Below are 18,937 nucleotides of genomic sequence, written 5' to 3'. Positions count from 1 at the left end.
GTCACAGGCGGGCGATGTCCCCGACCGGGAAGCGCGGCGCCCGCCGCGGCGGGGTGATGCCGCAGAGCAGGATCAGCCGGGCGGCGCGGTGCCGCTGGCCCTCGTAGGGCGCGAGGAGTTCGAGCATCTGCTCGTCGGTGGTGCCGCGGCGGCCGGTGAGCGCATAGCCGATGATCTTCGGCAGATGGAGGTCGCCGACCGTGATCGCGTCCGGGGCACCCAGGGTCCGCTGGAGGGTCTCGGCAGCGGTCCACGGGCCGATGCCCGGTATCGCCGTCAGCCGGCGGGTGGCGTCGGCGAGGTCCATCCGCGCGGCCTCCTCCATCCTGCGCGCGGCCCGTACCGCGCGCAGGATCGCCGAGGAGCGCTTGGCGTCGACGCCGGCGCGGTGCCACTCCCAGGAGGGGATCAGTGCCCAGGCGCGCGGGTCGGGCATCACCCGCATCCGCTCCCAGGGGCCGGGGGCCGGCTCGCCGTGCCGCTGGAGCAGCAGCCGCCAGGCGCGGTATGCCTCGTCGCTGGTGACCTTCTGCTCCAGGACCGAGGGGATCAGCGACTCCAGGACCAGGCCGGTCCGGGCGAGCCGGACGCCGGGGTGGCGGCGGCGCGCCTCGTGCACGATGCGGTGACGGGCGGTCAGCCGCGCGGGGTCGTCGCGCTCGCCCAGCAGGTCGGGCAGCTGCTCCAGCAGCCAGTCGGCGCCCGGGCCCCAGGACTCCACCTCGATCTCGCCGGCGGCCGGGCGGGCGGCCAGGCGCAGGGTGCCGGCCCCCTCGGGGGTGCGGCAGGCCCGCCACAGCTCGCCGCCGCGCACCGCGAACGCGGGGTCGCCCGGGCCGCGCCGCAGCACCCCCAGCGTGCGGTGCAGGTCGAACGGGCCGGTCGGGACCCAGGTACGGGCGGGCATGCGGCCAGCGTAGGCGACGCGCCGGCCGCATGGCGGGGCCGCGGTGGGCTACTGGTCGGAGGAGAACCGCACCGAGCCGGCCGGGATGTCGGCGTCGCACCAGATCCGGATGCCGCCGCGCAGCTCGTTGTCGGCGCCGATCGTCGCGCCGTCGCCGATGACCGCGCCGTCGAGGACCGTGCGGGCGCCGATCCGCGCCCCGGCGCCGATCAGCGAGTCGTGGATCCGGGCGCCCTCTTCGACGACCGCCCCTTCGAGGACGGCGCTGCCGTGGATCCGGGCGCCGGCGCCGACGACGGTGCGCGGGCCGACGACCGTGCCGCCGCTGAGCTTGGCGTCCGCGGCGACCTCGGCGGTCTCCAGGGCCAGGGCCTCGCCGCGGCGGCCGGGCACCGCCGGGGACGGGGCGCGGCCCAGGACCAGGTCGGCGGAGCCGCGGACGAACGCCTGCGGGGTGCCGAGGTCGAGCCAGTAGGTGGAGTCGACCATGCCCTGGAGGTGGGCGCCGTCGGCGAGCAGTCCGGGGAAGGTCTCGCGTTCGACGGAGACCGGGCGGCCGGCCGGGATGGTGTCGATGACCGACCGGTTGAAGACGTAGGCGCCGGCGTTGATCTGGTCGGTGACGATCTCCTCGGGGGTCTGCGGCTTCTCCAGGAAGGCGGTGACCCGGCCGGTGTCGTCGGTGGGCACCAGGCCGAAGGCGCGCGGGTCCTCGACCCGGGTCAGGTGCAGGGAGACGTCGGCGCCGCAGGTGCGGTGGGTGTCGACGAGGGCGGCGATGTCCAGGCCGGTGAGGATGTCGCCGTTGAAGATCAGCACGGGGTCGCCGGGGGCGGAGTGCAGCCGCTCGGCGACGTTGCGGATGGCGCCGCCGGTGCCCAGCGGCTCCTGTTCGGTGACGTACTCCAGGTGCAGGCCGAGCGACGATCCGTCACCGAAGTACGGCTCGAAGACCTCGGCGAGGTAGGAGGTGGCGAGGACGATGTGCTCGACGCCGGCGGCCCGGGCGCGGGCCAGCTGGTGGGTCAGGAACGGCACGCCGGCCGCCGGGACCATGGGCTTGGGCGTGTGCACCGTCAGCGGGCGCAGCCGGGTGCCCTTGCCGCCGACCAGGAGGATCGCTTCTGTCAATGTGTCCTCTGTTCGCTTCGCCGCCCGCTGGGCCCCTCCTGCCCGATGGCGGGCAAGGAGGGAGCGGCGGTACGGCTCTCGTCGTCGACTGCGGCCCGGCGGCCGCACGTGCGACGCTCACCTTGTCTTCTCTGCTTCCTGCCGGGGTCGGCCGGTCGGCCGACCAGTGTAGGCAGACGGCTTTCCGGTCGCCGGAGGCGGGACGCGCAGGGCCGCGGGGCACCTACGTCGTGGTCGTTAAGACGTGCCCACGGCAGAAACGGTTCAGTGGTGACTGAGCAGGTACCTCGGTAGACCCGTGCAAACCCCCGGGTGCCGCCTCGACCGGCTGAAAACGGGTCAGCGGCCCTGAAGGTGCGCGGCGGCGACGCGGGTGGTGGCGAGTTTGTTGTAGAGGTGGGCGCCGGGGCAGTCGGTGTGGAAGCCGTCCCGGTGGCCGGCGATGGTGTGCATCTGGACCTTGGCGCCCTTGGGGTAGCGGTTGCCGCCGCCGGACAGCATCTGGACGGTGCCGCGCGGATCGACGCCGTGGAGGCCGAGTTTCCAGGCCGCCAGCTTGGAGACCGCGTCGACGGCGGGCTTGGGCGGCTCGGTGCCGGTGAACGCGCCGAGGATGGCGATGCCGGTGCTGTCGGTGTTGAAGCCGAGGGTGTGGGCGCCCATGACGGGCTTGGCGACGCCGCCCGCGCGGCCCTCGTAGACCGTGCCGCACTTGTCGACCAGGAAGTTGTAGCCGATGTCGCGCCAGTGGTTGCTCTTGACGTGGAAGCGGTACATGGCGCGGATCAGCGAAGGGGCCTGTGCGCAGGTGTAGTTGTTGCCCGATCCGCTGTGGTGGATGAAGGCGGCGCGCACGGTGCGGGTGTGGATGAAGGTCTTCTCGCGCAGCCGCTCGTCGGCGCCCCAGCCGGCCCGGGTGACGATCCGCGGGCGCGGTCCGACGTGGGTGGGCCCCGGCGGGGAGCCTTCCACGGCGGCGGCGTCGGCCTGGGAGGCGGCCTGGTCGAGGGCGGGGATCTCGGTGGCGCCGAGGGGGGCGAGCGGGGCGTTGGCGGCGGAGGCCGCGGTGGCTTCGGGGGTGAGCGGGGTCGGGGGGTCGGCCTGGGCGCCGCGGTCGGTGCCCGGCCGGGAGCCGGGGTCGACGAGTTCCAGCCGGAGTCCGGCCGGGGCCGCGGACGGCGCGCGGTCACCGGACTCGGGGGCGATGCGCAGTTGGACGCCGTCGGAGTCGCCGACCCACAGGGGCGCGGTGCTGCCCCGTACGCCGCTGTCCCGGCGTTCGGCGGCGCCGGGGTCGGGGACGTCGTCGTTGTGGGTCTGGACGTCCTGCCAGCCGGACCAGGCGCCGCTGCCGGTGGCGCGGGTACGGACCTGGACCCGGCCGTGCAGCGCGGCGCCGGCGTCGTCCCAGACGACCCCGAGGAGGGAGAACGGCCGTACGGTGCGGGCCGGCAGACCGAGTGTCCGGGACGCGGCGGCGGTGTCGCGGTCGGTGCTCTGCGGGGCCACCGCGCCGAGCGCCGCCACCGGTAGGGACTGGGTGCTGCCCGGCAGATCGCCGGCGCGCACCGCGGTCGGGGAGGGCGGCCGGCCGGCGGCGGCTCCGGCGTCCGGCGCGAAGGGCAGGGCGATGGCGGCGGTGCACGCCGCGCCGAGGCAGCTCGCGAGGAAGGGGCGCATGGGCACCATCGTGAACACGGCCGGACAGAACGCGCCAACGGGGATCTGACGGCGCATCGGCCGATCCGGTGGCCCGCGCCCGCGGCGCCCGGCCCGTCGCCGGCGGTGTGCCGCGCGTACTCTGGCGGCGATGAACGCCACCGATCGCACCCCCGCCGACCTGCTGGGTTCCGCGCTCGCCGCGGACCCGGCCCGCCCGCTGGTGACCTTCTACGACGACGCCACCGGCGAGCGCGTGGAACTGTCCGTCGCGACCTTCGCCAATTGGGTGGCCAAGACCGCCAACTACCTCCAGGGCGATCTGGCCGCCGAGCCCGGCGACCGGCTCGCGCTGCTGCTGCCCGCGCACTGGCAGACCGCCGTATGGCTGCTGGCCTGTTCGTCGGTGGGCGTGGTCGCGGACGTGGGCGGCGACCCGGCGGCCGCCGACCTCGTCGTCGCCGGACCCGACCGGCTCGACGCCGCACGGGCGTGCTCCGGGGAGCGGGTGGCGCTGGCGCTGCGCCCGCTGGGCGGCCGCTTCCCCCAGCCTCCCGAGGGCTTCGCCGACTACGCGGTGGAGGTGCCCGGCCAGGGCGACCGCTTCACGCCGTTCGTGCCGGTGGACCCGGGCGCGGTGGCGCTGTCCGTCGGCGGCGAGGAGCTGACCGGCGCCGGGATCGGGGCGCGCGCGCTGGCCGACGCGGGCGCGGCCGGGCTGCCGGAGGCGCCGCGGGTGCTGTCGGGGCTGGGGTACGACACCTGGCAGGGCCTGTCGTACGGGCTGTACGCGCCGCTGGCGACCGGCGGCTCGGTGGTGCTGTGCCGCCATCTCGACCGGCTGGGCGCCGAGGCCGCGGCGACCCGCGAGGCCAGCGAGAAGATCACGTTCAGGGCGCCGCTCCCGGCGGCCTGAGGGCTCCCCCTTCCTCCCCCGCGCCCCCTCCCGCGTCCTCCGGACGGGGGAGGGACCCCGCACCTTGCGGGACGGTACGGCCGTTTCGGTCCATGATCTTAAGTTACGTACCACCATGCGGGGTTTGTCCGTCTGCTGTTCCGCCCGAGCCCCGCGGGCGGGCGCGATGCCGACTCCGTGAGGGATGGACGCCAGGTGACCGACACCCCCGAGCCCCCCAGGTTCGACGGCCGGGCCCGGCACCCGGCCGGGGGGCCGGAACCGGACCGGCCGGGGCCGCCCCGCCGCAGGCGCTGGCGGCGCTGGGCCGCGGCGGGGGCGGCCGGGCTCGTACTGGCCGGGGCTGGCGCCGGCTGGGCGCTGTACGCCAAGCTCAGCAGCAATATCCACACCGACAGCGCCACCGAGCGGGAGCTGCGCAAGTGGGAGTCCGAGCGGCCTCCCGCGGGCCCGCCGAACGCGCAGAACCTGCTGCTGATCGGTTCGGACAGCCGCCAGGGCGGCAACGGCAAATACGGCCGCAGCCGCGGCCAGCGCTCGGACACCACGATCCTGCTGCACCTGGCGGCGGACCGGAAGAGCGCCACCGCGGTCAGCATCCCGCGCGATCTGATGGTGACGGTGCCGCACTGCAAGCGCGCCGACGGCACGGAGTCCGCACCGCAGACCGCCCAGTTCAACTCGGCGTTCGCCTTCGGCGGCGCGGCCTGCGCGATCCGTACGGCCGAGCAGGCGACCCGGATCCGGATCGACCACTACATGATCATCGACTTCGTCGGCTTCAAGAGGATGGTGGACGCGGTGGACGGCGTGGAGGTCTGCCTGCCGCAGCCCGTGCGCGACGACGAGGCGCATCTCAGCCTGCCCGCGGGCCGGCAGACGCTGCACGGCGAGGCCGCGCTGGGATACGTACGGGCGCGAAAGAGTCTGGGCAACGGCAGTGACACGCAGCGCATGGAGAGACAACAGCGATTTCTTGGTGCTCTCGTGAAGAAAGTGCAGAGCAATGGTGTCCTGCTCAATCCGACCCGGCTGTATCCGGTGCTGGATGCCGCGACGAGTTCTCTGACCACGGATCCCGGGCTGGCCTCCCTGCGGGGGCTGTACGAATTGGTGCGCAGCACCCGCGGCATTCCCACCGAGCGGGTCCAGTTCCTGACCGTGCCACGTCAGGAGTACCGCTATGACCCCAACCGCGATGAGCTGGTGCAACCGGATGCCGGCCGGCTCTTCGGGCAGCTGCGCAGCGATCTTCCGGTCACGGTGCAGCCCACGCGGGACGCCGGAGAGGAGCCCCTGCGCGCCGGGAGCGGATCATCGGACGACAGGCCGGCGGCCTCCCCCGCGCCGTCGGCGAGTTCGGGCCCGACCTTTCCCGGGAGGACCGCGGAACACGGGATCTGCGAATAAAGATGCCGCAAAGTACGCCCGGGTACTCGAATGGATTGGGCGGATTGCCCAGTTGTAGGTCAGTGGAATTTGTCACGCGCGTCGCGGGGCGCTGAACTGGGCGGATAGTGTGAGCGATCCGGTCCGCACGTTTGGCTGACCGACGACCATGCACCATTGACATGCACTGCACGATCGACCTACCGAGCGCCTTGAGGGGATGGCGCCGCGTGGCACCGACGGAGGACTCAAGGCACCGTGGACGCGCAAGGCCGTGGGCGGGCGGGCGACGACAACGTCGACCCCGCCGATCAGTGGGTGTTCGATCCGAACACCGGCAATTACGAGCTGCGGCTTGACCCCGCCGGTCAAGCCCCCGCTCGGCCTGCCGACCGCAAGGCGCCCGGTTCCAGACGCGCCGCGCGGCAGCAGCGCGCTGAGGTCGGCGACACCGACACCCGCCCGCTGCCGACCCAGCGCGGCCGCCGCGGCGAGCGCCCCGAGGACGGCGCGGGCGAGCGCCCCGCCGGCGGCAGGGCCGCGGCGCGCCGGGCGGCCGGCCGTACGGCGACCGCCTCGCCGTCCGCGGCGGGCCCGGCCGGGCGGCGCAAGCGCAAGCCGAAGGCGTCGGGCAAGAAGAAGGCGCTGTACTGGACGTCCGGCGTGCTGGGCTTCGTGCTCGTCGCCGTCGGCGGTGGCGCGTTCTACCTCTACCAGCAGCTGAACGGCAACATCTCCAAGGTCGACGTCGGCGTGGAGAACGACGCGGTGTCCGACGGGCCGGTGAACCTGCTGATCATCGGGACGGACGCCCGCTCCGGCAAGGGCAACTCCGGCTACGGCGACGCCGGCAGCGTCGGGCACGCGGACACCACGATCCTGATGCACATCTCCAAGGACCGGTCGAACGCCACCGCGCTGAGCATCCCGCGCGACCTGATCACCGACATCCCGGACTGCACCACACGGCGCGAGGACGGCTCGAAGAAGGACATCCCCGGTGAGCACGGGGTGCGCTTCAACACCAGCCTGGGGCAGGAGGGCCGGGACCCCGGCTGCACCTGGCGCACCGTCGAGAAGCTGACCGGACTGAAGATCAACCACTTCATGATGGCCGACTTCAACGCGGTCAAGGAGCTGACCGACGCGGTGGACGGCGTGGAGGTCTGCGCCGCCAAGAACATCGACGACCCCAAGTCGCATCTGCGCCTGAAGGCGGGCCGGCACGTCGTCAAGGGCGAGCAGGCGCTGGCGTTCGTCCGCACCCGGCACGCCATCGGGTACGGCAGCGACCTGGACCGGATCAAGATGCAGCAGCAGTTCCTCAGCTCGCTGATCCGCAAGCTGAAGTCCGACGCGTTCTCCAGCCCCGGCAAGCTCTACGACGTCAGCCAGGCGGCGACCAAGGCGCTGACCGTCGACACCGGTATCGGCACCGCGAACAAGCTGCTGGACTTCGGCACCGACCTCAAGAAGGTCGACATCGACAAGGTCACCTTCGCCACCGTGCCGGTGCTGGACAACCCCAACGACCCGGCCACCGTCATCCTGGACCAGGCCAAGGCCGACCCGCTGTTCGCGATGGTGCGGGCCGACCACACCCTGGCCAAGCACAAGAAGGGCAAGAAGGGGCCGGTCAAGAAGGCCCCGCCGGAGCTCGTCCGGGTCGATGTGACCAATGGCGGCGGACCGATCGGCGCGGCGCAGGAGACCGTGGACTGGCTGCAGAACACCAAGGCCGCCAAGCTCTCCACCAACGCCGGCAACGCCCCCGCCAAGCTGGCCGCCACCCGTCTGGAATACGGCCCCAACCAGGCCGACCAGGCCGCGACCCTGGCCGACTGGATGGGCCTGCCCAAGAGCGCGCTGAAGAAGTCCTCGCAGGACGCCGGCGCCCGGGAGCCGATGAAGCTCGTCCTCGGCAAGGACTTCAAGGCGCCGGGCACGCCGATCGAGGCACCGACGGAAACCCCTGACGGGGTGCAGAACGTCAATGCGGATGACAAGAACGTCTGCGCGAAGTGACCGGAGCGGAATCCGGCCGCCGGTGACGGCGCCGAGCGCACCGCCGAACTGACAACGGGGAGAGGGCCCAATTGCGGCAGAGCAGTGTGCGTGGCGACAGATCACGGCGGCGCCGGCGCGAGCCGGACGCACAGGAGTTGGGCTGGGACGACAGCCTCTACGAGGACAAGGGGCTGCCTCCGGACGCCCCCGGCTGGACTCCCGCCGAGGGCGGCGACGTACCGGCCGGTGACGGGGATGCGCCGGCGGAGGGCGGCGGCCACCGCAAGGGGGGCCGGCCGCGCCGCGGCAAGGGCCGCAAGGCGCTGCGCTGGACCGCCCTGAGCCTCGCCGTGCTCATAGTGGGCGCGGCGGGCGCCGGCTACTGGTACTACGAGCACCTCAACGGCAACCTCCGCAAGGCACCCCGGTCCCTGGGCGGCGGCGGCCTGAAGAAGCCGGACCCCAACGCCTTCGGGCAGAGCCCGCTGAACATCCTGCTGCTGGGCTCGGACGGCCGCAACAGCGAGAAGAACATCGAGCTCGGCGGCGCCCGGCAGGACGCGGACCGCAAGCCGCTGGCGGATGTGCAGATGCTGCTGCACGTCTCCGCCGACCGCAGCAACATGTCGGTGATCTCCATCCCCCGGGACACCCGGGTGACGATCCCCAAGTGCACCGACCCCAAGACCCACGAGGTCTACCCGCAGACCACCAGTGCCATCAACGAGTCGCTCCAGCACGGCGGTCCGGGCTGCACGCTGGCCACCTGGCAGGAGCTGACCGGCATCTACATCGACCACTTCATGATGGTCGACTTCTCCGGCGTGGTGTCCATGGCGGACGCCATCGGCGGGGTCCCGGTCTGCGTGGACAACAACGTCTACTCGCACGACAGCAAGGGGCACGGCAGCGGGCTGCGGCTCACCAAGGGCACCCACCCCGTCAAGGGCGTCCAGGCACTGCAGTGGCTGCGCACCCGTTACGGCTTCGAGGACAACACCGACATCGGCCGGGCCAAGGCCCAGCACATGTACATGAACTCGATGGTCCGCCAGCTGAAGTCGGACGCCAAGCTCACCAACCCCGGGGAGCTGCGCGATCTGGCGGAGGCGGCGACCAAGGCGCTGGTCGTCGACGACGGCCTCGACACCGTCAAGAAGCTCTACGACCTGGGCGGTGACCTGAGCCGGGTGCCGACCAAGCGCATCACGATGGTGACCATGCCCTGGCAGTACGGCCCCGGCGAGTCGTACGTCGTACCCAAGCCGGGCGACGCGGAGACGACCTTCGCGATGCTGCGCAGCGACACCGCGCTGGACGGCAAGGGCCAGAAGAAGAAGGCGACGCCGGACCCGAAGCCGTCAACTGCCAAGGGCCAGCTGGACGTTGTGGTGCAGAACGGCACCGGCAGCACGGTGAACGGACCGGCCTCCGGCCGCGCCTTTGACATCCAGCAGCGGCTGGCGGGCCTCGGCTACACCGCGGCCTCCACCAACTCCGTCCTGACCAGCCAGGCCGACACCACGATCACCTACCACGACGCGTCCCGGCGGGGTGACGCACTGGCCGTGGCCAAGGCGCTCGGCCTGCCCAAGAGCGCCGTCCGGGAGTCGAGTTCGGCCACCGGTATGCGGCTGGTGATCGGCAACGACTGGCGCGCCGGCTCCACGTACCCGAAGAAGCCCGGCGGCAAGGCCACCGACAAGGCCCCGGAGAGCGCGGACGCCCTCAACGGCGAGAACACCAAGGCATGCATGAAGGTGAATCCGCAGTACACCTTCTAGGGGTGCCGCCCGGCGTCGTCACGGGCCCGGAGCCGAGCCGGGGCGCACCTGCGGGCCGCCCCGGCGGGACCGGCTACTGCTGCGCCCCGGTCGCCGGCCGCACGACCGCCGGGCGGCGGCTGGCGATGACCCGCCTGGCCAGGGAGCGGGGGCTGGTCAGGAAGCCGACGCCCCAGGACATGTGCATGGTGGCCAGCGCCACCGGGATCTGGGCGCGGGCCTTGAGCGAGCGTCCCTTGCCGGCGGGCAGCGAGCCCGCGGTGATGGCCGCCAGATAGCCGGCCGGGACGGCGAAGCCCCAGGGCGTGAGGGTCGCGCCGACCAGGACGCCCGCTGCGATGGCGCCGACCGCGGTCGGCGGCGCCAGGTAGCGCAGGTTGATCGAGCCGGAGTGGTAGCGGGCGACGACATGGCGCCACTTGCCGTAGTCCTTGTACTGCTTGGCCAGCGCCCTGATGCTCGGCCGGGGGCGGTACTGGACCTTCAGCTCCGGCGAGAACCAGATCTGGCCGCCGGCCTCGCGGATGCGGAAGTTCAGCTCCCAGTCCTGGGCGCGGATGAACTCCTCGTTGTAGCCGCCCTGCTGCTCCAGGGCCTCCCGGCGGAAGACGCCGAGGTAGACCGTCTCGGCGGGGCCGGCCTGGCCGCCCGTGTGGAAGGCGGCGTTGCCGACACCGATCTTGGAGGTCATCGCGGCGGCGACCGCCTCCTCCCAGGCGTTCTCGCCCTCGGCGTGCATGATGCCGCCGACGTTCGCCGCGCCGGTCTCCTCCAGGAGGCGCACGGCGGTGGCGATGTAGTTGGGCGAGAGCATGCCGTGGCCGTCGACGCGTACGACGATGGGGTGGCGGGATGCCTTGATGGCGGCGTTGAGCGCGGCGGGGGTGCGGCCGGTCGGGTTCGGCACGGTGTGCACCCGGGCGTCCTCGGCCACCAGCTCGGCGGCGATCTCGTCGGTGCGGTCCGTGGACGGGCCGAGGGCGATCACCACCTCCATCTCGCCGGCGTACTCCTGCTCCAGGATGTGCCGGACCGAATTGCGCAGGTGACGTTCCTCATTGAGCACCGGCATGATCACGGAGACGGCCGGGGGCTGCTGCTGCGGCATGGTTCCTCGGGGGTACGGCCCGTGACGGAGCCGCCAGGGACGGCGGCGCCCGCCGGGTGACTGCGGTATCGCGCCTCACGTTACCGCGAATGGCGGACCGGGTCGGACGCGGTCGGGTGGCCGGGCGGTCGATGACCGGCGTGTGGCGCTTTGCAGCAGATCATATTGACCTACGGTGTTCTCTCCAGATTCATCCCTGTTCGTCACTCGCCACTACCCCGACCGCTCCCCCGCCGGGCGCCGATCACGCCCGGCCAGCCGCGGAGGTGTCCCCCGTGACCGCGCCGTTCCGCTCCCCCCGCCCGGCCGGGCGACGCCGGTCCGCCCGGGCGGCCGCGTCCCGGCGGCCGTCCGGCCCCCGGTGGGGACTGCGGAGCAGCGCCGTCGCGTCCGTGCTGCTGCTGGCCGCGAGCGGCGTCGGGCACGCGATGGTGACCGGCGTGGAACGCGGCATCGGGCGGGTGGACGCCTTCACCGGGATGAGCAACCGGCCGGGCGGCGGCGACGGGCTGAACTTCCTGGTCGTGGGCACCGACGGCCGCGACCGGCTCACCCCGCAGGAGAAGGCGAAGTACCGGCTGGGCGGTGCGCCCTGCCACTGCACCGACACGCTGATGCTGGTGCACCTCTCCGCCGACCGCGACCGCGCCAGCGTCGTCAGCCTGCCGCGCGACTCCTACGCCGAGGTGCCCGCCCACCAGGACGCCGCCACCGGCCGGCAGCGCGCCCAGCACGCCATCAAGCTGAACGCGGCGTACGCGGAGGGCGGCCCCAACCTGACCGTGCGGACCGTCGAGCACATGACGGGGGTGCATATCGACCACTACCTGGAGGTCGACTTCACCAGCTTCATGCACGGCGTGGACGCGGTGGGCGGGGTGGAGATCTGCACCGCACGTCCGCTGCGCGACAGCTATACGGGGCTGGATCTGCCGGTCGGCAAGTCGCAGCTCAACGGCGGCCGGGCGCTGCAGTACGTGCGCTCGCGGCATATCGACGGCTCCGCCGACCTCGGCCGGATGCAGCGCCAGCAGCGCTTCCTGGCCGCCCTCATCCACAAGATCACCTCCTCCGGAGTGCTGATGAACCCGATCCGCTTCAAGGACGTCGCCGACACGATGCTCAAGTCCGTACGCGCCGACTCGGGCTTCGGGGCCAACGACCTGGTCGACCTCGGGCAGGCGATGCGCGGCTTCACCCCGTCGTCCTCGGAGTTCACCTCCGTACCGCTGGCCGATCTGGCGCAGCCGGTGCCGGGGGTCGGCTCGACGGTGCGGTGGGATCCGGTGCGGGCGCCGAAGCTGTTCCAGGCGATCCGCGAGGACCGGCCGATCGCGGTGCACCGCGAGCACAAGGAGCCGCGCGCCACGGCCGTGGAGGTACCGCCGGACCAGGTGAAGGTGAAGGTCTACGACGGCAGCGACCGGGCGGGGCGGGGGACCTCGGTGGCCGGCGCGCTGCGGGCCACCGGGTTCGCCGTCACCGGCGCCCCCACCCGCTCCCCCGGCGCGGTGGCCCGTACGGTCATCGCCTACGACCCGCGCTGGGACCGCTCGGCCCGTTCGCTGCTCGCCGCGCTGCCGGGCGCGCGGCTGCGCCCGGTGGCCGGGCAGGGGCCGGTGATGCGGGTGACGGTCGGCCGGCAGCACCACACGGTGCGGCGGGTGCGGGCCGAGGAGCCGGGGCAGCGGCCGGGCGGGATCTCGGCGATCACCGGCGATGAGGCCGTGTGCCCATGAGCGGACGACGTGAGCTCATGGGCGAGAGGTGCGGGTTTCGCGGCGGCGACGAGCGGAGCGAGGGTCCGGCATGAGTGTCCCCGCGCCCCGCCGCACCGCGCCCAGGCCGCCCGCGAGCCGTCCCGACGCGCGCCGCTCCGCGCGCCGGGTGTCGGTGGCCGTCGCGGCGATGTGCCTGGTCGTGGCCACCGCCGCGGCGGCTCCCCCGGCGCCCGCCGCCCCGACCGGCTGCGGGGACCTGGTCCGCGGCCAGCTGTGTCTGCGCGGCCCGGTGGGGGCCGACGGCATGTACACCGCGACCTACCGCCGGCAGGGGGCGGCGACCGGCCTGGGCGAGCTCTCCGTGCGGCTCGGCTATCAGCGCAAGAACGCCCGTATCACCGCCTTCCCCGGCTGGTTCGGCACCGGGCGGACACGGGGCGGCGCGGTCACGCTGAGCGGCCGGGTGGAGATGCTCTCGGACGAATGCATCCGGGGCGTCATGGAGCACGGGGAGACGGTCTACGTCACAAAATGGAGCTGCAGCTGACGTCCGGTATGCCCGGACTTTCGTGAAAGGTGCGCGTCGTGTGGCAGGTTGTGCTGGGTGTCACCCCCACCACGGTGACGCTCTTCCTCATCGTGGCGCTGGCCCTGGCGGCCGCCTTCGCCCTGTGGGCCGCCGCCGTCCCCGCGGACGGCCGGCCGCGCACCACCGCCCGGGTGCTGCTGGGCCTCTGGCTGCTGGTGCTCCTGGTGGCGACGCTGGCGCCGACCCAGCCGATCGGCTCCGGGGACGCGACGGTGTGGTGGCGGCCCGGTGAGGGCCTGTTCGAGCTGGGCGCCCAGCTCGAACCCGGCGAGCTGGGCATGCTGGTGCGGCGGCAGGTGGCCAACGCCGCGCTGTTCGTGCCGGTACCGCTGCTGCTGCGGTTCGCCGCGCCGCGCACCCCGCTGGCCGCGGCGTTCCTGCTGGGGGTGGGCCTGTGCCTGGCCATCGAGACGGCGCAGCTGCTGATGCGGGCCGGGCGGATCGCCGATATCGACGATGTGCTGTGCGCGGCGGCCGGCACCGTCGTCGGCGCGGGGCTGACCCTGCTCGGCCAGCTGGCCGCGGCCGTTATGCGCCGTCGAGGCCTTCCGCGGCGCGCCGTTCGCGCAGCTCCTTGATCGCGCGGCGCCGGGCGAGGCGGTGCGTGCGGCGGATCTGCGCCTCCTGGTAGCGGCGCTTGTCCCGCTCGGTCTCGGGGAGCACCGGCGGCACCTGGCGCGGCTTGCCGTGCTCGTCGACGGCGGCGAAGACGAGGTAGGCGGAGCCGACCTGCTGGGCCGGGCTGGACTCGTTCCAGCGCTCGGCCAGGACCCGTACGCCGACCTCCATCGAGGAGCGGCCGGTCCAGTTGACCTGGGCGCGCACATGGACGAGGTCGCCGATCCGGATCGGCTCCAGGAAGGCCATCTCGTCCATGGAGGCGGTCACGGCCGGCCCGCCGGAGTGCCGCCCGGCCACCGCGCCCGCCGCATCGTCGACGAGTTTCATGATCACGCCGCCGTGCACGGTCCCCAGCAGGTTCGTGTCGCCGGCCGTCATGATGTGGCTGAGCGTGATGCGGGACACGGAGGTGGGCTTGCCCACGATCTCACCGTCGGGGTCGTTGGTGACGAGTTCGGTCATGCGGCCAGCCTAAGCGGCGACCGAAGGGCCATCGCCCCGCCTGGTACGTGACACAGGTCTCCTGGTCCCCGCCGGAAACTATCCGGAATAGATGCTTCCGTTCGGCCCCGCCGGAATGGTCACGGCCCCTTCGGGTATGCGGCGGAAGGCCGCCGTGGCTTTGCATCAGCTCTGCAACAGCCCTGACCCGATCCGGCACCCGCCCTATGGGGCACCCCCCTGTGGCATGCACACTTCCCGGTATGAATGAGTGGCCCAATGGGTGGTCCGGCGACCAGAACGGCAACCGGTACGGACGCGGCAGCAGCGGCGATCCGGAAGGCGCGCGCGCCATGCCCCAGGTGAGGCGCGACGCAGGCCCCGGCTATCAGCGGCAGGAGCCCCCGATGCCGCCGTCGATGTCCCCGCGCCGGGGAGCGACCGTGCCGCCGCAGCAGTCCCAGGGCTACGACGACGGTTACAACACCGGCCAGGTCTACGGCGGCGGTCGCGGTGGCGGCGGCGGTGGCTACGACGACGGCTACGGCGGCGGCCGGCCGCGCCCCCAGTGGGGCCGGCGCATCAAGCGGACCCTCATCGCCCTGGTCGCGGTGCTGCTGGTCGCCTCGGTCGCCACATACTTCTGGGCCGACGGCAAGCTCCGCCGCCAGGTCGACCTCAGCAAGGTCATCGAGCGGCCGGAGGAGGGCGACGGCACGAACTACCTGATCGTCGGCTCCGACAGCCGCGAGGGCATGTCCGCCGAGGACAAGAAGAAGCTGCACACCGGCTCCGCCGAGGGCAAGCGGACCGACTCGATGATGATCCTGCACGACGGCAGCAACGGCCCCACGCTGATCTCGCTGCCGCGCGACTCGGACGTCGAGATCCCGTCCTTCGTCGGCTCCGACTCCGGCAAGAAGTACCCGGGCACCGGCCGGCACACCAAGCTCAACGCGGCCTACGCCGAGGACGGGCCGGAGCTGCTGGTGCGCACCGTCGAGTACAACACCAAGCTGCACATCGACCACTACGTCGAGATCGGCTTCGCCGGCTTCGCCAACATCGTGGACGCCATCGGCGGCGTCGAGATGGACATCCCCAAGGGGTTCAAGGACAAGGACTCCGGCGCCGACTTCAAGGCCGGCAAGCAGACCCTCGACGGCCAGCAGGCGCTCGCCTTCGTCCGCACCCGGCACGCCTTCGCGACCCAGGACCTGGAGCGCACCAAGAACCAGCAGAAGTTCCTGGCCACCCTGGCGAGCCAGACCGCCACCCCGGGCACCGTCCTGAACCCCTTCAAGCTCTACCCGACGATGAGCGCCGGCCTGGACACGCTGATCGTCGACAAGGACATGAGCCTGTGGGACCTGGGCCAGATGTTCTTCGCGATGAAGGACGTCACGGGCGGCGACGGCAAGTCGATGAACATGCCGGTCTCCGGCAGCAACGGCGGCAACCTCGTCTGGGACAAGGCCAAGCTCCAGCAGCTGGTCGGCCAGCTGAAGAACGACGAGAAGGTCACCGTCTCCGGCGACTGACCGGCATGACGAAAGGGCCCCGGACCTCGCTCGCGGTCCGGGGCCCTTTCGTCGCGCCCGCTACTGCGGCAGGTTGCGCGCCATCACGATCCGCTGCACCTGGTTCGTGCCCTCGTAGATCTGGGTGATCTTGGCGTCCCGCATCATCCGCTCGACCGGGTAGTCACGGGTGTAGCCGTAGCCGCCGAGCAGCTGGACGGCGTCCGTGGTGATCTCCATGGCCGCGTCGGAGGCGTAGCACTTGGCCGCGGCGCCGAAGAAGGTCAGGTCCTCGCCCTTGCCGCCGGCGGATATCCGCTCGGAGCGGGCGGCCGCGGCGTAGGTGAGCTGACGGGCCGCCTCCAGCTTCATGGCCATGTCGGCGAGCATGAACTGGACGCCCTGGAAGTCGCCGATCGGCTTGCCGAACTGCTTGCGCTCCTGGACGTAGCCCTTGGCGTAGTCCAGGGCGCCCTGGGCGATGCCGAGGGCCTGGGCCGCGATGGTGATGCGGGTGTGGTCCAGGGTCTTCATCGCCGTGGCGAAGCCCGTGCCCTCCGCACCGATCATGCGGTCGGCGGGGATGCGGACGTTGTCCAGGTAGACCTCGCGGGTCGGCGAGCCCTTGATGCCGAGCTTCTTCTCCGGGGCACCGAAGGAGACGCCCTCGTCGCCCTTCTCCACCACGAACGCGCTGATGCCCCTGGAGCGCTTCTCGGGATCGGTCACGGCCATGACCGTGTAGTACTCGCTGACGCCGGCGTTGGTGATCCAGCGCTTGACGCCGTTCAGCACCCAGTAGTCGCCGTCGCGTACGGCCTTGGTCTTCATGCCGGCCGCGTCGGAGCCGGCGTCCGGCTCGCTCAGGCAGTACGAGAACATCGCGTCGCCCTTGGCGAGCGGTCCCAGGTACTTCTTCTTCAGCTCCTCGGAACCGGAGAGGATCACCGGCAGCGAACCGAGCTTGTTGACCGCCGGGATCAGCGAGGACGAGGCGCACACCCGCGCCACCTCCTCGATCACGATGACGGTGGCCAGCGCGTCGGCGCCGGCGCCGCCGTATGCCTCCGGTACGTGGACGGCGTGCAGGTCGTTGGCGACCAGCGCGTCGAGCGCCTCCTGGGGGAAGCGGGCCTCCTCGTCCACCGCGGCGGCGAACGGCGCGATCTTCGCCTCGGCGAGCGAGCGCACCGACTCACGGAGCATGTCGTGCTCCTCCGACGGCCGGTACAGATCGAAATCAGCGGATCCCGCCACTAACTCTCACTCCCCTGTGAGCTCCCGGCAGTGCTAACTACCGTTAAGTAACCCTTTACCTCTCCGGATTCTAGGTGCCGACCCCGGCCTGCGGATACGTGAGGTTGCCGACAGTTACAGAGCTGCTCCCGCGAGGGCTGGAGTCGACCGTTCCAGGCGCGACTATGCTCGGTCAGCGCCGTTTTCCTCAGTATGCGTCTGGAGCATCCATGGCCCTCAAGATCACCGTGATCGGCACCGGCTACCTTGGCGCCACCCACGCCGCGGCCATGGCCGAGCTCGGCTTCGAGGTGCTGGGGCTCGATGTGGTCCCCGAGAAGATCGAGATGCTGCAGCGCGGCGAGGTCCCGATGTACGAGCCGGGCCTGGAGGAGCTGCTGCGCCGCCATGTCGCCGGGATCGAGGGCTCCAGCGGCCGGCTGCGCTTCACCACCTCCTACGAGGAGGTCGGGGCGTTCGGCGATGTGCACTTCGTCTGCGTGAACACCCCGCAGAAGCACGGTGAGTACGCCTGCGACATGAGTTACGTGGAGAGCGCCTTCGACGCGCTGGCGCCGCATCTGACCCGCCCGGCCCTGGTGGTCGGCAAGTCGACGGTCCCGGTGGGCAGCGCCGCCCGGCTCGCGAAGCGGCTGGCGGAGAACGCCCCGGCCGGGGCGGCGGCCGAGCTGGCCTGGAACCCCGAGTTCCTGCGCGAGGGCTTCGCCGTCGACGACACCCTGCACCCGGACCGGATCGTGGCCGGAGTGGGCGGCGAGCGGGCCGAGGAGGTGCTGCGCGAGGTGTACGCCACGCCGATCGCCGAGGGCTCGCCGTTCATCGTCATGGACTACCCGACGGCCGAGCTGGTCAAGACCTCCGCCAACTCCTTCCTGGCGACGAAGATCTCCTTCATCAACGCGATGGCCGAGGTGTGCGAGGCGGCCGACGGCGACGTGGTGAAGCTGGCCGAGGCGATCGGGCACGACGAGCGGATCGGCAACAAGTTCCTGCGCGCCGGCATCGGCTTCGGCGGCGGCTGCCTGCCCAAGGACCTGCGGGCCTTCATGGCGCGCGCCGGCGAGCTCGGCGCCGACCAGGCGCTGACGTTCCTGCGCGAGATCGACTCGATCAACATGCGCCGCCGCGGCCACATGGTCGAGCTGACCCGCGACGCGGTCGGCGGCGGCTTCCTCGGCAAGCGGGTCGCCGTCCTCGGCGCCACCTTCAAGCCCGACTCGGACGACGTACGCGACTCCCCCGCGCTCAACGTCGCCGGCCAGATCCACCTCCAGGGCGGCCAGGTCACCGTCTACGACCCCAAGGGCATGGACAACGCGAGGCGCGTCTTCCCGACGCTGGGGTACGCCGACACCGCCCTGGACGCCGTACGCGGCGCCGACGTCGTGCTCCACCTCACGGAGTGGCGGGAGTTCCGCGAACTGGATCCGGCCGCCCTGGCCGAGGTCGTCGCCGAGCGCCGCATCCTGGACGGCCGCAACGCGCTGGACGCCCAGCTGTGGCGCAAGGCGGGCTGGACGTATCGGGCGCTGGGACGCCCGAAGGCGTAATCCCACGTTGTCGGCTTTCCCGCCGTGGTGGTTTCGCTTGGTTCGCCTGCGGCGGGCGGTTGTTTGTCGGGTGCGGTGACAGCCCTACGGACTCCGTCCTACGGTCTGCCCCCTCCCGTGGGTGGGGGTTGGGGAGGCCGGTGGGGGCGGGCCTCATCTGTCGACCGCGCGCGCACGAAGGCTGACGCACGCCCCTACGCTCTTTTCCCACCCATCCACGGGAGGGGGCGGGCCGGAGGGGTAGGGGTTCCGGACGTAAAGCGCAGCAGTCCGGAACCCCTACCCCTCCGGCCCGACACCGGCACCCGAAAGCCCCGCGCAGCGGCAACAGCCCGCC

15 protein-coding genes are annotated in these 18,937 nt (G+C 72.2%); 9 read left to right on the top strand and 6 right to left on the bottom strand.

Annotated features, from left to right (window positions below):
- Position 1 precedes the first annotated feature (1 nt).
- The 3 genes from ACZ4NB_RS07865 to ACZ4NB_RS07855 all read right to left on the bottom strand — a co-directional run bounded on the left by ACZ4NB_RS07865 (position 2) and on the right by ACZ4NB_RS07855 (position 3,718).
- Positions 2-907: a DNA-3-methyladenine glycosylase family protein gene (locus ACZ4NB_RS07865; protein ID WP_467659144.1), complete on the bottom strand. Its 906-nt coding sequence runs from the start codon at positions 905-907 to the stop codon at positions 2-4.
- Between the two features lie 48 nt (positions 908-955).
- Positions 956-2,038, bottom strand: coding sequence for a mannose-1-phosphate guanylyltransferase (gene manB, locus ACZ4NB_RS07860; RefSeq protein WP_467659142.1), 1,083 nt, complete (start codon positions 2,036-2,038; stop codon positions 956-958).
- A 339-nt stretch (positions 2,039-2,377) separates the two neighbouring features.
- Complete coding sequence (locus ACZ4NB_RS07855; RefSeq protein ID WP_467659140.1) at positions 2,378-3,718, bottom strand: peptidoglycan recognition protein family protein; 1,341 nt, start codon at positions 3,716-3,718, stop codon at positions 2,378-2,380.
- 130 nt (positions 3,719-3,848) lie between these two features.
- On the opposite strand from ACZ4NB_RS07855, the gene ACZ4NB_RS07850 reads away from it, so the two are divergent.
- The 4 genes from ACZ4NB_RS07850 to ACZ4NB_RS07835 all read left to right on the top strand — a co-directional run bounded on the left by ACZ4NB_RS07850 (position 3,849) and on the right by ACZ4NB_RS07835 (position 9,793).
- Positions 3,849-4,613 (top strand): TIGR03089 family protein, encoded by a 765-nt coding sequence (locus ACZ4NB_RS07850; RefSeq protein WP_467659138.1) that lies wholly within the window; start codon positions 3,849-3,851, stop codon positions 4,611-4,613.
- 195 nt (positions 4,614-4,808) lie between these two features.
- Positions 4,809-6,023, top strand: coding sequence for an LCP family protein (locus ACZ4NB_RS07845; protein WP_467659136.1), 1,215 nt, complete (start codon positions 4,809-4,811; stop codon positions 6,021-6,023).
- A 237-nt stretch (positions 6,024-6,260) separates the two neighbouring features.
- Positions 6,261-8,027 (top strand): LCP family protein, encoded by a 1,767-nt coding sequence (locus ACZ4NB_RS07840; RefSeq protein WP_467659135.1) that lies wholly within the window; start codon positions 6,261-6,263, stop codon positions 8,025-8,027.
- A gap of 71 nt (positions 8,028-8,098) precedes the next feature.
- The gene (locus ACZ4NB_RS07835; RefSeq protein ID WP_467659133.1) at positions 8,099-9,793 is read left to right on the top strand and encodes an LCP family protein; all 1,695 of its coding nucleotides are present in this window, start codon (positions 8,099-8,101) and stop codon (positions 9,791-9,793) included.
- A gap of 73 nt (positions 9,794-9,866) precedes the next feature.
- Here ACZ4NB_RS07835 and ACZ4NB_RS07830 read toward each other — a convergent pair whose 3' ends face one another.
- The gene (locus ACZ4NB_RS07830) at positions 9,867-10,901 is read right to left on the bottom strand and encodes a glycosyltransferase family 2 protein (protein ID WP_467659131.1); all 1,035 of its coding nucleotides are present in this window, start codon (positions 10,899-10,901) and stop codon (positions 9,867-9,869) included.
- A gap of 275 nt (positions 10,902-11,176) precedes the next feature.
- On the opposite strand from ACZ4NB_RS07830, the gene ACZ4NB_RS07825 reads away from it, so the two are divergent.
- The 3 genes from ACZ4NB_RS07825 to ACZ4NB_RS07815 all read left to right on the top strand — a co-directional run bounded on the left by ACZ4NB_RS07825 (position 11,177) and on the right by ACZ4NB_RS07815 (position 13,789).
- The gene (locus ACZ4NB_RS07825) at positions 11,177-12,640 is read left to right on the top strand and encodes an LCP family protein (RefSeq protein WP_467659129.1); all 1,464 of its coding nucleotides are present in this window, start codon (positions 11,177-11,179) and stop codon (positions 12,638-12,640) included.
- A gap of 70 nt (positions 12,641-12,710) precedes the next feature.
- Positions 12,711-13,169, top strand: coding sequence for a hypothetical protein (locus tag ACZ4NB_RS07820; RefSeq protein WP_467659127.1), 459 nt, complete (start codon positions 12,711-12,713; stop codon positions 13,167-13,169).
- Between the two features lie 38 nt (positions 13,170-13,207).
- The gene (locus ACZ4NB_RS07815; RefSeq protein ID WP_467659125.1) at positions 13,208-13,789 is read left to right on the top strand and encodes a VanZ family protein; all 582 of its coding nucleotides are present in this window, start codon (positions 13,208-13,210) and stop codon (positions 13,787-13,789) included.
- Here the strand turns inward: ACZ4NB_RS07815 and ACZ4NB_RS07810 are convergent.
- A complete protein-coding gene (locus tag ACZ4NB_RS07810) occupies positions 13,740-14,294 on the bottom strand; it encodes an acyl-CoA thioesterase (protein WP_467659123.1) in 555 nt (184 codons plus the stop codon). The two genes, ACZ4NB_RS07815 and ACZ4NB_RS07810, sit on opposite strands and share 50 nt — an antisense overlap.
- A 242-nt stretch (positions 14,295-14,536) precedes the next feature.
- Here ACZ4NB_RS07810 and ACZ4NB_RS07805 point away from each other — a divergent pair, with 242 nt between their 5' ends.
- Complete coding sequence (locus ACZ4NB_RS07805) at positions 14,537-15,814, top strand: LCP family protein (RefSeq protein WP_467659121.1); 1,278 nt, start codon at positions 14,537-14,539, stop codon at positions 15,812-15,814.
- Between the two features lie 60 nt (positions 15,815-15,874).
- Here ACZ4NB_RS07805 and ACZ4NB_RS07800 read toward each other — a convergent pair whose 3' ends face one another.
- Complete coding sequence (locus ACZ4NB_RS07800; protein WP_393499870.1) at positions 15,875-17,050, bottom strand: acyl-CoA dehydrogenase; 1,176 nt, start codon at positions 17,048-17,050, stop codon at positions 15,875-15,877.
- A gap of 209 nt (positions 17,051-17,259) precedes the next feature.
- On the opposite strand from ACZ4NB_RS07800, the gene ACZ4NB_RS07795 reads away from it, so the two are divergent.
- Complete coding sequence (locus tag ACZ4NB_RS07795; RefSeq protein ID WP_467659119.1) at positions 17,260-18,600, top strand: UDP-glucose dehydrogenase family protein; 1,341 nt, start codon at positions 17,260-17,262, stop codon at positions 18,598-18,600.
- The last annotated feature ends 337 nt before the right edge of the window (positions 18,601-18,937 follow it).

Source organism: Streptomyces sp. NPDC026575 (assembly GCF_055567415.1).
Note: the sequence above shows the minus strand (reverse complement) of the source record. Positions and strands in the feature narration are given on the sequence as shown.